General features: G+C 71.0%; 12 protein-coding genes. 10 read left to right on the forward strand and 2 right to left on the reverse strand.

Features of this window, described 5'->3' with window-relative positions:
• Window positions 1-47 precede the first annotated feature (47 nt).
• Window positions 48-1451: an alkaline phosphatase gene (gene phoA / locus CU254_RS11585; protein ID WP_009075842.1), complete on the reverse strand. Its 1404-nt coding sequence runs from the start codon at window positions 1449-1451 to the stop codon at window positions 48-50.
• A 169-nt stretch (window positions 1452-1620) separates the two neighbouring features.
• Here phoA and rpe point away from each other — a divergent pair, with 169 nt between their 5' ends.
• From rpe to CU254_RS11610, 5 genes are all read left to right on the forward strand, one after another.
• Window positions 1621-2304, forward strand: coding sequence for a ribulose-phosphate 3-epimerase (gene rpe / locus CU254_RS11590; RefSeq protein ID WP_009075844.1), 684 nt, complete (start codon window positions 1621-1623; stop codon window positions 2302-2304).
• A gap of 82 nt (window positions 2305-2386) precedes the next feature.
• Entirely contained in the window at window positions 2387-2992 is a 606-nt protein-coding gene (locus tag CU254_RS11595) for a riboflavin synthase (RefSeq protein WP_009075846.1), read from the forward strand.
• Between the two features lie 33 nt (window positions 2993-3025).
• On the forward strand, window positions 3026-4357 hold the full coding sequence (locus CU254_RS11600) for a bifunctional 3,4-dihydroxy-2-butanone-4-phosphate synthase/GTP cyclohydrolase II (RefSeq protein ID WP_037713351.1): 1332 nt from the start codon (window positions 3026-3028) through the stop codon (window positions 4355-4357).
• Window positions 4354-4860: a 6,7-dimethyl-8-ribityllumazine synthase gene (gene ribH, locus CU254_RS11605; protein WP_009075850.1), complete on the forward strand. Its 507-nt coding sequence runs from the start codon at window positions 4354-4356 to the stop codon at window positions 4858-4860. Before CU254_RS11600 ends, ribH begins: the two co-directional genes overlap by 4 nt.
• Before the next feature lie 5 nt (window positions 4861-4865).
• Window positions 4866-5312 carry a PH domain-containing protein gene (locus CU254_RS11610; protein ID WP_037716947.1) on the forward strand — a complete coding sequence of 149 codons (447 nt, stop codon included), beginning with the start codon at window positions 4866-4868 and terminating at the stop codon, window positions 5310-5312.
• A gap of 4 nt (window positions 5313-5316) precedes the next feature.
• On the opposite strand, the gene CU254_RS11615 is transcribed toward CU254_RS11610, so the two are convergent.
• On the reverse strand, window positions 5317-6114 hold the full coding sequence (locus CU254_RS11615; RefSeq protein WP_009075856.1) for an exodeoxyribonuclease III: 798 nt from the start codon (window positions 6112-6114) through the stop codon (window positions 5317-5319).
• Window positions 6115-6370: 256 nt separating this feature from the next.
• Between CU254_RS11615 and uvrC the strand changes: the two genes are divergently transcribed.
• The 5 genes from uvrC to CU254_RS11640 all read left to right on the forward strand — a co-directional run bounded on the left by uvrC (window position 6371) and on the right by CU254_RS11640 (window position 12845).
• On the forward strand, window positions 6371-8401 hold the full coding sequence (uvrC, locus tag CU254_RS11620; protein ID WP_078560745.1) for an excinuclease ABC subunit UvrC: 2031 nt from the start codon (window positions 6371-6373) through the stop codon (window positions 8399-8401).
• A gap of 52 nt (window positions 8402-8453) precedes the next feature.
• Entirely contained in the window at window positions 8454-9311 is an 858-nt protein-coding gene (gene rapZ / locus CU254_RS11625; RefSeq protein ID WP_020658140.1) for an RNase adapter RapZ, read from the forward strand.
• A 1-nt stretch (window position 9312) separates the two neighbouring features.
• Window positions 9313-10275, forward strand: a complete 963-nt coding sequence (yvcK, locus tag CU254_RS11630; protein WP_037713356.1) for a uridine diphosphate-N-acetylglucosamine-binding protein YvcK — start codon at window positions 9313-9315, stop codon at window positions 10273-10275.
• A gap of 36 nt (window positions 10276-10311) precedes the next feature.
• Window positions 10312-11301: a DNA-binding protein WhiA gene (whiA, locus tag CU254_RS11635; RefSeq protein ID WP_037359142.1), complete on the forward strand. Its 990-nt coding sequence runs from the start codon at window positions 10312-10314 to the stop codon at window positions 11299-11301.
• Between the two features lie 569 nt (window positions 11302-11870).
• Window positions 11871-12845 (forward strand): LLM class flavin-dependent oxidoreductase, encoded by a 975-nt coding sequence (locus tag CU254_RS11640; RefSeq protein ID WP_009075868.1) that lies wholly within the window; start codon window positions 11871-11873, stop codon window positions 12843-12845.
• Window positions 12846-12892: the final 47 nt, after the last annotated feature.

Below are 12892 nucleotides of genomic sequence, written 5' to 3' on the forward strand. Positions count from 1 at the left end.
CTTGCGGGAATCAGATTCCCTCAAGGAGCCCTTCACGGACTTCAGGCTCAGCGCAGGCGAAGAGCGCGCTTCACCGTGCCGAACAGGTCGGTCTGGTTGGTCAGCCCAACGACATTCGCCGCCTGCGGCCCGTAAGCCGCGATGCGGACCTGCGTGCCGGTGTGCTCCATCGACGAACCGGGCAGCGCCGTGCCGTAGTTGAGGGTCATGTTCGCGCCCTCGTTGGTGATCAGCGTGGCGGTCTGGCCGGGAGTCTTGGCGTCGTTGGACACGATCTGACTGGTGTGCCCGTGATCCGCGGTCACCACAACCAGCGTGTCAGTGTGGCTGCGCGCGTAAGCCAGCCCAGCCGCGACCGCAGCGTCGAAATCGATCGTCTCGCCGATCTGCCCACAGGGATCAGCCGCGTGGTCCTGCTTGTCGATCGACGCACCCTCGACCTGCAGGAAGAACCCCTTGTTGCTGCGGCGATCCTCCAGTAACTGCAACGCCTTCTGCGTCTGCGCCACCAGCTTCGGCTGTGTCTTCGGCAGCGCCGGGTTCGCGGTGCACCGAGTCGGCGCGGTACCGCCCTGCGTCGCCTTCGGACCAGTCCAGTTCACCGGCAGGTTGCCCGGCGCGAACAGCCCGAGCAGCGGCTGGCCCGGACGAGCCTTGGCCAGGTCGTCCGCGGTGTTGACCACGTTGTAGCCAGCAGCCTTGGCCTGCTCCAGAACCGGCTTCCCCTTGAACTGCCCGGCAGTCGCCTTCTGGTCGAAGTACTTCGCGCCGCCGCCCAGGAGCACGTCCGGGCGGGTCTGCACGAGCTGCTCGGAGATCGAGCCCGCGCCGCCGTTCTCCTTGGCGTTCCGCGCGCACTTCTTGGTCGTCTCGTCCGGGCCCTTGCAGTCGCGGTCGACGACGTGCGCGCCGAGCACGGCCGGGGTCGCGTCCTGGACCTCGGCGGTGGTCACGTCGCCGGTGCGCAGGCCGCTGCGCTTGGCGAGTTCGAGCAGCGTCGGGACCGGGTTGCCGTAGGCGTCCACGGAAATCGCGCCGTTGTAGGTCTTCGTGCCGGTCGCCCAGCCGGTGCCCGACGCCGCGGAGTCGGTGACGTAGTCCGGCTTCGCCGGGTTGCCCTTCTCGACCGCGTACGTGGTGTAGTCGCCGGTCAGCGGGAACTCGTCCATCGCGAGCCGGCCTGCCGCGCCGCGCTCGTAGTTGCGCGCCGAGGTGATCTCGGACTGGCCCATGCCGTCGCCGATGAACAGGATGACGTTGCGCGCGTGCCCGCCCTGGATCGCCTGGCGGACCTCCTGCGTGCGGTCGCCCGCGCCGGCCGAAGCGGCCCGCGCGCCCTGGTCGTCCTGGTTGCCCTGCGCGGCGATCGCGACCGGGGCGGCGGCGACCAGCGCGACGCCGAGCGCGCCCGCGGCCAGCCACTTGCGGCGGCCTGCCAAGACCGTTCTCATGGTTCTCCTCGAAGTGCCTCTTGTCCGGAACTTCCGGACGTGACCCATTAGTGCTCGCCGATGTGTTCGACACGGAGAATCCGGATGAGCGCCCGGTGTCCGGAAAGCGAACTCCGGTGCGGTCACGGCCGGTGAACAGGCCGGAACCGGGTCCTCTTACACTCGGGTCGTGGCTTCACCTCTCATCGCACCCAGCATCCTGTCCGCCGACTTCGCCAAGCTCGGCGAGGAGATCGCGGCCGTCGCGCACCCCGGGGAGACGCGGGCCGACTGGGTGCACGTGGACGTCATGGACGCGCACTTCGTGCCCAACCTGACCCTCGGCCTGCCGGTGGTCCAGTCGCTGCTGAAGTCGACCGACCTGCCGCTCGACTGCCACCTGATGATCGACGACCCGGACCGCTGGGCGATCGGGTACGCCGAGGCCGGCGCGTACAACGTCACGGTGCACGTGGAAGCCGCCAAGGACCCGGTCATGCTGGCGAAGAACCTGCGCGCCGCGGGTGCGAAGGCGGGTCTGTCGATCAAGCCGGGCACTCCGCTCGAGCCGCACCTCGAAACCCTCAAGCACTACGACACGCTGCTGGTCATGTCGGTCGAGCCGGGCTTCGGCGGGCAGTCGTTCATCGCCGACGTGCTGGAGAAGGTGCGCACCGCGCGCCGGCTGGTCGACACCGGGCACCTGAAGCTGGTCGTCGAGATCGACGGCGGGATCAACTCCGACACCATCGAACAGGCCGCCGAAGCGGGCGTCGACTGCTTCGTCGCGGGCTCGGCCGTCTACGGCGCCGAGGACCCGGGCCGGGCCGTCGCCGCGCTGCGCGAACAGGCCGCCCGCCTCCGCGTCAGCTGACGTCGGCCCGGGAAGCTCCCGGGGCCGGGCGGGTGTTGGATGGAGGGGCCACCGACGGCGGTGGCCGGGCGAGGAGGCAGCAGTGTTCACGGGAATTGTCGAAGAGGTCGGCGAGGTCACCGCGGTAGAGCAGCTCACCGACGCGGCTCGGCTCACCGTGCGCGGCCCGCTGGTCACCTCGGACGCGGGCCACGGCGATTCGATCGCGGTCAGCGGCGTCTGCCTGACCGTCGTCACGGTCTCCGGCGGCGAGTTCACCGTCGATGTGGTGAACGAGACACTCCAGCGTTCGAGCCTCGCGAAGGTGGCCGTCGGCGACGCGGTGAACCTCGAGCGCGCGACCCCGGCGGGCGGACGGCTCGGCGGGCACATCATGCAGGGCCACGTCGACGGCACCGGCGTCTTCCTCTCCCGCGACGAGCGCGGCGTGACGACGTTCTCCCTGCCCCCGGCCTTGGCGCGGTACGTCGTGGAGAAGGGCTCGATCGCCGTCGACGGCGTTTCGCTCACCGTCGCGAGCATCGCCGAGGACCGGTTTTCGGTCGCGTTGATCCCCACCACGCTCGAGGCGACGACCCTCGGCAGGCGGGAAGAAGGCGATCACGTGAACCTCGAAGTGGACGTCGTCGCCAAATACGTGGAGAAGCTCACTGCGCCACACGTGGCGGCGAACGCGCACAATGTGTGACATCCACCTGGCGGCAGGAGCAAAGGAGCACCCGTGAGCGAGACGAAGGCGGCCGGGCCGCAGACGGGACTGACCCCGTGCGGAGCGGGCGCGGCGGTCGACGTGGACGCGGTCGAGGCCGCGATCGCGGACATCGCCGCCGGGCGCGCCGTGGTGGTCGTCGACGACGAGGACCGCGAGAACGAGGGCGACCTCATTTTCGCCGCCGAGAAGGCGACGCCGGAGCTGCTCGCGTTCATGGTGCGCTACACCTCGGGCTACATCTGCGTCCCGCTGACCGAGGCCGAGGCCGACCGGCTCGACCTGCCGCCGATGTTCCACACGAACCAGGACGCCCGCGGCACCGCCTACAGCGTGACCGTGGACGCGGCCGAGGGCATCAGCACCGGCATCTCCGCCGTGGACCGGGCGCACACCATCCGGCTGCTGGCCGACCCCGAAGCCACCGCGAAGGACTTCCGCCGCCCCGGGCACGTGGTGCCGCTGCGCGCCAAGGAGGGCGGCGTGCTGCGCCGTCCCGGCCACACCGAGGCGGCGATCGACCTGGCCCGGCTGGCCGGGCTGCACCCGGCGGGCGTGCTCTGCGAGATCGTGTCGCAGAAGGACGAGGGCGACATGGCCCGGCGCGACGAGCTGGAGGTGTTCGCCGCCGACCACGACCTCAAGATCATCTCGATCGCGGAGCTGATCGCCTACCGGCGGCGCACCGAGAAGCAGGTCGAACGCGTCGCCGAGGCGCGGATCCCGCTGGCCGCGGGCACGTTCCGCGCGGTCGGGTACGACAGCCTGCTCGACGGGATCGAGCACGTCGCCTTCGTGTACGGCGAAATCGGCGACGGCGAGGACATCCTGGTCCGGGTGCACTCCGAATGCCTCACCGGCGACGTGTTCGGCTCGCTGCGCTGCGACTGCGGCCCGCAGCTGGACGCCGCGCTGCAGAAGGTGGCCGACGAGGGCCGCGGGGTCGTGCTGTACATCCGCGGGCACGAGGGCCGCGGCATCGGCCTGCTGCACAAGCTGCAGGCCTACCAGCTGCAGGACGCGGGCGCGGACACCGTCGACGCGAACCTCGCGCTGGGCGTCCCGGCGGACGCGCGCGACTACGGCACCGGCGCGCAGATCCTGTGCGACCTCGGCGTCCGGTCGATGCGGCTGCTCACGAACAACCCGGCGAAGCGGGTCGGCCTCGAGGGCTACGGCCTGCGCGTCACCGGGCGGGTCGCGCTGCCGATCTCGCCGAACCCGGAAAACCTGCGGTACCTGCGCACGAAGCGCGACCGGATGGGGCACGACCTCAGCCAGCTCGAGCACTACGACCAGGTCGGCGCGTCCGACCCGGGCACCGAGGAGGACACCACGCGATGAGCGGCGAGGGGCGGCCGGACGCCGCGCTCGACCTGCGCGACTGCAAGTCCCTGCGGCTGGCGGTCGTCGCGACGCGGTGGAACGCGAAGATCACCGACGTGCTGCTCGAGCGCGCGCTCGCCGCGGCGAAGGACGCCGGGCTGGAGGAAGAGCCCACGGTCATCCGCGTCGCGGGCGCGGTGGAGCTCCCGGTCGCGGCGCAGGCGCTGGCCCGCAACCACGACGCGGTCGTCGCGCTGGGCGTCGTGATCCGCGGCGGCACCCCGCACTTCGAGTACGTGTGCGACGCGGTCACCGCCGGCCTCACCCGGGTCGCGCTCGACGAGAGCACTCCGGTCGGCAACGGCGTGCTGACCTGCGACACCGAACAGCAGGCGCTGGACCGCTCCGGCATGCCCGGCTCGGTGGAGGACAAGGGTTACGAGGCGGCCGTGGCGGCGCTCGACACCGCGCACGTGCTGCGCGGCCTCGGCAAGCCGTGGACCGAGCGGGGATTCGTGTGAGCGTGATGACCGAGCAGCAGGCCACCCTCGTGATCCGGCCGCGCCGGGCGCTGATCATGTGCAGCGTGCTGGCGGTGGCGCTGCTCGCGGCGTTCGTGGTGGTCGCGGTCCTGCTGCGCAGTTCGCACACCGGCGTCGTGTTCGAGGCGTCGGACCAGATCGCGATGATCGGCATCGGCGTCGCGCTGTCGGCGGGCACGATGCTGTTCGGCAATGCGCGGGTCCGCGCGGACGCCACCGGGATCGAGGTCCGCAATGTGCTCGCGCGCCGCGCGTTTACGTGGGATCAAGTGCTGTCGATCAGCTTTCCCGACGGTGCTTCGTGGGCTCGGCTGGAACTGCCGGACGACGAGTACTTCTCGGTGATGGCCGTGCAGGCCGTGGACCGGGAACGCGCGGTGACGGCGGTGCGCGCGCTGCGAAAGCTGCACCGCGCCGCCACCGAGGCTTGAGTTCTTACCGCTCCGGATCCAGCTCCAGATCCACGACGATCGGCGCGTGGTCGGACGGTCCCTTGCCCTTGCGGGCTTCGCGGTCCACGTAGGAATCGGTGACCGCCTTGGCGAAAACCTCGTTCCCGTAGACGAGATCGATGCGCATTCCCTTGTTGTTGGGGAAATTCCCGGCGCGGTAGTCCCAGTACGTGAACGGGTGGTCGTACTTCAGCGGCCGCGGGAACACGTCGGACAGCCCGGCGTCGCGCAGCTTCTTCAACGCGGCCCGCTCGGGCTCGGTGACGTGCGTGGACTCGGCGAAAACCGAGATGTCCCAGACGTCTTCGTCCGTGGGCGCGACGTTGAAATCGCCCAGCACCGCGAACGGGCGCGCGTGCCGGAGTTCTTCGCCGACCAGGTCGCTGAGCTTCTCGAACCACTCGAGTTTGTAGGCGTAGTGCGGATTCTGCGGCTCCCGCCCGTTCGGCACGTACACCGACCAGACGCGGATCCCGCCGCACGTTGCGCCGATCGCGCGCGCCTCGGCTTTCCCGTCGAAGCCCGGTTCGCCCGGCAGCCCGCGCACCACGTCGTCGAGCCCGATCTTCGAGAGGATCGCGACGCCGTTCCACCGCCCCAGCCCGTACGCGGCGACCTCGTATCCGCGCGCGACGATCTCGTCCGCGGGGAAGGCCTCGGTGGTGTTCTTGAGTTCCTGCAGGCAGAGGACATCCGGCGCGGTGTTGTCGAGCCAGTCGAGCACGCGCGGCAGCCGGGGAACGATGGAATTGACGTTCCAGGTGGCGACGCGGACGGTCATGGCTGCTCCCTGATCGTTCGGCGGGTCGGCGAGGCTAGGCTACGGCAGGCGGGCTGTGTGGCTCGGGATCGGGTTGGCGACCGATGACCGTGGGCGAGCTGGCTGAAAGCTGTGCGGCGACGGCGGGGCCACGGACACCGGGCCGCACACCGCAGCGTCGGAAATCTCGCGGCCCGCATCGACTGAGCCTGGACGCACCCGCCCGGAGCGTGGGGTCTCACGGAAACTGTCGGACCCTCGCCATACAGTGGGGCACGTGGCTGATCCGACCACCTACCGACCTCAGCCGGGGAGCATCCCGGACTCGCCTGGCGTCTACAAGTTCCGCGACGACGCCAAGCGGGTCATCTACGTCGGCAAAGCGAAGAGCCTGCGCAGCAGGCTGAACTCGTACTTCGCCGACCTGTCCGGCCTTCATCCGCGCACGCGGCAGATGGTCACCACCGCGGCGAGCGTCGAGTGGACCGTCGTCGGCACCGAGGTCGAGGCGCTCCAGCTGGAGTACAACTGGATCAAGGAGTTCGACCCCCGCTTCAACGTCCGCTACCGCGACGACAAGAGCTACCCGGTCCTCGCGGTCACGCTGAACGAGGAATTCCCCCGGCTGCACGTCTACCGCGGCGCGCGCAAGAAGGGCGTCCGCTACTTCGGGCCGTACTCGCACGCGTGGGCGATCCGCGAGACGCTCGACCTCCTCCTGCGCGTTTTCCCCGCCCGCACCTGTTCCGCGGGCGTCTTCCGGCGGCACGGGCAGATCGGGCGGCCGTGCCTGCTCGGGTACATCGACAAATGCTCGGCGCCGTGCGTCGGCCGGGTGTCCGCGGACGAGCACCGGGCGATCGTCGAGGACTTCTGCGACTTCCTCGCCGGCCGCACGGACGCGATGATGAAGCGGCTCGAACGCGAGATGGCCGCCGCGTCCGAGGAGCTGGAGTTCGAACGCGCCGCGCGGCTGCGGGACGACCTGGGCGCGTTGCGGCGCGCGATGGAGAAGCAGGCCGTGGTGTTCGGCGACGGCACCGACGCCGATGTCGTCGCCTTCGCACACGACGAGCTCGAGGCCGCCGTCCAGGTGTTCCACGTGCGCGGCGGGCGCGTGCGCGGGCAGCGCGGCTGGGTGATCGACAAGGCCGAGGAGATGGACGTCCAGGCCCTGGTCGACCACTTCCTCACCCAGTTCTACGGCGAGGAATCCGACCGCGCGGGCCGCGACGACCTCGAGACCGGGCCGGTCGTCCCGCGCGAGGTGCTGGTGCCGGAGCTGCCCGCGGACGCGGAGGCGGTCGAGGAGTGGCTGTCCGGCCTGCGCGGGTCGCGGGTGCGGCTGCGGGTCGCGCAGCGCGGCGACAAGAAGGCGCTCGCGGAAACGGTGGAGCGCAACGCCAAGGAAGCGTTCACCCAGCACAAACTGCGCCGCGCGGGCGACCTCACCGCGCGGTCCGCGGCGCTGCAGGAACTCCAGGACTACCTGGCGCTGGACACCGCGCCGCTGCGGATCGAATGCATCGACATCAGCCACATCCAGGGCAGCGACGTCGTGGCGTCGCTGGTGGTGTTCGAGGACGGGCTGCCGCGCAAGTCCGAGTACCGCAAGTTCGCGCTGCGCGAGGCGGCGACCGAGGGCGACGTCGCGTCCATCGCCGAGGTCGTGCGGCGGCGGTTCTACCGCTATCTCAAGGAAACGGCCGAAAACGCGGCGGAGACAACGGAAACCGCGGACGAGACCGGCGAGGAAGCGGGGGACGAGGCGATCCAGCCGGTGCGCGCCGGGATCGACCCGGAGACCGGCCGCCCGCGCAAGTTCGCCTATCCGCCGAACCTGCTGGTCGTCGACGGCGCGGGCCCGCAGGCCACCGCGGCCGCGGACGTGCTCGCCGAACTGGGCATCACCGACATCGCCGTCGTCGGGCTCGCGAAGCGGCTCGAAGAGGTGTGGCTGCCGGGGGAACCGGATCCGATGATCCTGCCGCGCACGTCCGACGCGCTGTTCCTGCTGCAGCGGCTGCGCGACGAGGCGCACCGGTTCGCCATTCGCTACCACCGCGAAAAACGCGCCAAGCGCATGCAGGCGTCCGAATTGGACAGTGTGCCCGGACTCGGGCAGGCTCGGCGCACCGCGCTGATCAAGCACTTCGGCTCGGTGAAGAAGCTCAAGCAGGCCCGGGTCGAGGAAATCGAAGCGGTGCCCGGTTTCGGCAGGCGCACTGCCGAGGCCGTGGTGGCGGCGCTGGCCGGGGAGACCGGCTCCGCACCGCAAGCAGTGCCGGGAGGGGACCAGGGGTCGTGATCGGGAAGGAAGCGCAGACGTGAGTGCGGAAGAGGAAAAACGGGGCAGCGGGATGGAGGTCGCGGTCGTGTCCGGCCTGTCCGGCGCGGGCCGCTCCACGGCGGCCAAATGCCTGGAGGACCTCGGCTGGTTCGTGGTCGACAACCTGCCGCCGGAGCTGATCGCCACGATGGTCGAGCTCGGCGCGCAGGCGCGGGGGGCGATCACGAAGGTCGCGGTGGTGATGGACGTGCGCTCGCGCGCGTTCACCGACGACCTGGCCTCGGTGATCAAGGACCTGGACGCGCGCGGGTACAAGCCGCGCGTGCTGTTCCTGGAGGCCACCGACGCGGTGCTGGTGCGCCGCTTCGAATCGGTCCGCCGCGGCCACCCGATGCAGGGCGACGGCAGGCTCGCCGACGGCATCACCGCCGAGCGGAAACTGCTTTCGCCGCTGCGCGAGGAAGCCGACCTGGTGCTCGACACGTCCGCGCTGTCGGTGCACGACCTGCGCGCGAAAATCGAGGACGCGTTCGGTTCCGAGGCCAGCACGCAGACCCGCGTCACCGTACTGTCGTTCGGCTACAAGTACGGTTTGCCGATGGACGCCGACCTGGTGATGGACGTGCGGTTCCTGCCGAACCCGTTCTGGATCCCGGAGCTGCGCGAGCACACCGGCCTCGACGGCGAGGTGCGCAATTACGTGCTGTCTCAGGAAGGCGCCGAGGAATTCCTCGACCGCTACCACCAGCTGCTGCGGCTCATCGGCGCGGGCTACAAGCGCGAGGGCAAGCGGTACCTGACGCTCGCGGTCGGCTGCACCGGCGGCAAGCACCGCAGCGTCGCGATCTCCGAGGAACTCGCCCAGCGACTGTCCAATGAGGACGGCATGGCAGTAAAGGTGGTGCACCGGGATCTTGGCCGGGAGTGACGTGCGCGCGGTGGCGCTGGGCGGAGGACACGGGCTGCACGCGACGCTGACCGCGCTCCGGCGGATCACCCGCGCCGTCACGGCGGTGGTGACGGTGGCCGACGACGGCGGGTCGTCCGGCAGGCTCCGGCGCGAACTGGGGCTGCTGCCGCCGGGCGACCTGCGCCAGGCGTTCGCCGCCTTCGCCGCGGAGGACGGCGGGCGGCTGTGGGCGGAGGTCTTCCAGCACCGCTTCGGCGGCGACGGCGCGCTCGCCGGGCACGCCGTCGGCAACCTGCTGCTCGCCGGGCTGTTCGAGGTGCTCGGCGACCCGGTGGCCGCGCTCGACGAGGCGAGCAGGCTGATGGGGATCTCCGGCCGGGTGCTGCCGATGTCGCCCGAGCCGCTGGAGATCGAGGGCGAGGTCAGCGGCCTGGACAGCGAGGACCCGGACGCGATCCGGCGGATCCGCGGCCAGGTCGCGGTCGCCAGCACGCCCGGCCAGGTGCACCGCATCTCGCTGCACCCGGCCGGCCGCCAGGAACGCCCGCCGCGCGGCTGCCCGGAGGCGATCGAGGCGGTGCTGGAGGCGGACGTCGTGTTCCTCGGCCCCGGGTCGTGGTTCACCAGCGTGCTGCCGCACCTGCTCGTCCCGGATCTGCACGACGCGCTCGTGCGCACGACGGCGACCAAGGTCGTCGTGCTGAATCTTGTCCCCCAACCGGGGGAAACCGGCGGATTCTCCCCGGAGCGGCATCTGGACGTACTCTTCGAACACGCGCCCGCGCTGCGGGTCGACGCCGTGATCGCGGACCGTGATTCCGTCCCTGACCCGGCAAGCCTGCGCCGGGCGGCCGAACGCCTCGGAGCGAGGGCCTGCCTGGGGGCGGTGGCCGACCCGGTCGTGGCGGGACGGCATGATCCTGGTGCGCTCGCCCAGCGCGTGCGAGAGGCACTCGGCCTCGGCGGGGAGCACTGTGGGTGACGGCGGGCGCGCAGCGAAAGGCAGGAGGGGCAGTACATGGCGATGACCGCCGCGGTGAAGGACGAACTGAGCCGGCTCGAGATCACGAAGATCGGGCCGCGCCGGGCGGAGGTCGCGTCGCTGCTTCGCTTCGCGGGCGGGCTGCACATCGTGGCCGGCCGGGTGGTGGTCGAGGCGGAGCTGGACACGGGTTCGGTCGCGCGGCGGCTGCGCAAGGAGATCCACGAGCTGTACGGACATCATTCGGACGTGCACGTGATCACCGCGAGCGGCGGCCTGCGCAAGGGGACGCGGTACGTCGTGCGCGTGGTGAAGGACGGCGAGGGCCTGGCGCGCCAGACGGGTCTGATCGACCAGCGCGGCCGCCCCGTGCGAGGCCTGCCCGCCGCGGTGGTGTCCGGCGGAGTGGCCGACGCGGAAGCGGCCTGGCGAGGCGCCTTCCTGGCCCACGGCTCGCTGACCGAACCGGGCCGCTCGTCGTCCCTGGAAGTCACCTGCCCCGGCCCGGAAGCGGCCCTGGCGCTGGTCGGCGCGGCAAGGCGGATGGGCATCCAGGCGAAGTCCCGTGAGGTGCGGGGCGCGGACCGAGTCGTCGTCCGGGACGGCGACGCCATCGGGGCCTTGCTGACCCGCCTGGGCGCGCACACGAGCGTGCTGCAGTGGGAAGAACGCCGGATGCGCCGAGAGGTGCGAGCGACCGCCAACCGCCTCGCGAATTTCGACGACGCCAACCTGCGCCGCTCGGCCCGCGCCGCCGTCGCCGCGGCCGCCCGGGTGGAGCGGGCCTTGGAGATCCTGGGAGACACCGCCCCGGACCACCTCCTCGCGGCCGGCCGGCTGCGCTTGTCGAACCGCCAGGCGTCGCTCGAGGAGCTGGGCCAGCTGTCCGATCCGCAGATGACGAAAGACGCGGTGGCCGGCCGAATCCGCCGTCTGCTGGCGATGGCGGACAAGCGGGCGAAGGAGCTGAACATCCCGGACACGGAGTCGGCGGTGACCCCGGAGATGCTGGAGGAAGAAGCCTGAGGCGGTTGTTGGGCGGGGCCTGGGGGACTGTCTAGCCCGCTGCGGAGGTGGGAGCGGGCGAGAGGCGGGGCGACAGTGTCTAACTCTGTTTGCGGCGGCTTGGGCGGGCGATCTGCCTAGCCCTATTGGCGGAGTCTGCGTGGGGAGAGGCGTTCCTGCCTGGATGGGTTCGCGGGCACGACTCAGCGTGCCTCGGAGCGCGGAGGCGGCCTGCCTAGACCGAAGGTGACGTACGTGAGGAGGCGGTTGCCCACGTCGTCCGGTCGTGGCGGCCTGCGCGGGGAAGTTCGCTAGGCCTCGGAGCGGCTTGCCGGGCGCACCGGTGGGAACCGGCCCGAACACTCACGACGGCCTGCAACCCCCGCTGGCCGAGCCGCGCGCCAACCCTCGCCCGACGGACGTTCCACTGCGTCTTCCGCACCACGCATCGCCCAGAACTGCGCTTTCCGCGTGGCACCTGCCCGGTGTCGGCACTCCCTCCCGGCACCGCGCCCCGCCCGCCGTCAAGACTTCGTCCACAGTGGACAAATCACCCCCGCCACACCACCGGATTCGCTACCGTAGAGAGCATGATCGATCTGCCGCTCTCCGCACTTGAACTCGCGCTGGTCGAGGCTGGGCAGTCGGCCTCCGCGGCGCTCGAACCGCTGTCCTCCGTCGCGCGCCGGGTGGACGAGCTTGGCTACCGCCGGCTCTGGTTCGCCGAGCATCACGGGTCCCCGGCCATCGCCAGTGCCTCTCCGCAGGTGCTCGCGGCGCACGCGGGCGCGGTGACGTCCCGGGTCCGGGTCGGGTCCGGCGGGGTTCTCGCGCCCAATCACGCGCCGTTCGCGTTGGCTGAGCAGTTCGGCACCCTGTCCGCGCTCACCGGCGGCCGGGTCGATCTCGGCGTGGGGCGCGGGCCCGGCGCGCTCGATCCGGAGATCATCCGGGCCTTGCGCCGAGGAGCCGAGCCGGCGCAGGAAGCCGATTACCACGCCGATCTCGACGAGCTTCTGAAGCATCTCGGCAGCGACAAGGTGCTCCCGGGCGGGGTGACGGTGCCGGAGCCGTGGCTGCTCAGTTCCAGCCCGGCGGGGGCGGAGGTGGCGGCCGAGCGCGGGTTGCCGATCGCGTTCGCGCACCACATCCGGCCGGACAACACCGCGGCCTCGCTGGAGCGGTACCGGGAGAAGTTCCGGCCGTCGAAGTGGCGGTCCGAGCCGTACGTGCTGCTGTGCGTCGAGACGATCTGCGCCGACAGCGAGGCCGAGGCCGAGTACCTCTCCGGGCCGATGAACGTGCTCAAGTCCCACCTGCTCACCGGCGGCGGGGGAGACCAGCCGTTGCTCACGCCGGAAGACGCCGCGCGGTACGAGTTCGCGCCGGAGATCGTGCCGCAGCTCGAACAGTTCCGGGCGGCGCAGGCATATGGCGAGCGGGAGCGGGTCCAGGCCCGGCTCGCGGAGCTGGCGAAGCAGACCGGGGCGGACGAAATCATGGTGACGGTGCCGGTTTTCGACGCGAAGGCGCGCATCCGCTGTTACGAGCTGCTGAAAGAATGAGGTGCGGCAGGGGTGACCGGCGCCGCTCCGGTCACCCCTGCCGCGGC

Origin of the sequence: Amycolatopsis sp. AA4, assembly GCF_002796545.1 — a bacterium.
GTDB lineage: Bacteria > Actinomycetota > Actinomycetes > Mycobacteriales > Pseudonocardiaceae > Amycolatopsis.

Coding starts and splice junctions, on each gene's coding strand:
- phoA (WP_009075842.1), bottom strand. CDS start 1,451: ATGAGAACGGTCTTGGCAGGCCGCCGCAAGTGGCTGGCCGCGGGCGCG.
- ribH (WP_009075850.1), top strand. CDS start 4,354: ATGAGCGGCGAGGGGCGGCCGGACGCCGCGCTCGACCTGCGCGACTGC.
- CU254_RS11610 (WP_037716947.1), top strand. CDS start 4,866: ATGACCGAGCAGCAGGCCACCCTCGTGATCCGGCCGCGCCGGGCGCTG.
- CU254_RS11615 (WP_009075856.1), bottom strand. CDS start 6,114: ATGACCGTCCGCGTCGCCACCTGGAACGTCAATTCCATCGTTCCCCGG.
- rapZ (WP_020658140.1), top strand. CDS start 8,454: ATGGAGGTCGCGGTCGTGTCCGGCCTGTCCGGCGCGGGCCGCTCCACG.
- whiA (WP_037359142.1), top strand. CDS start 10,312: ATGGCGATGACCGCCGCGGTGAAGGACGAACTGAGCCGGCTCGAGATC.
- CU254_RS11640 (WP_009075868.1), top strand. CDS start 11,871: ATGATCGATCTGCCGCTCTCCGCACTTGAACTCGCGCTGGTCGAGGCT.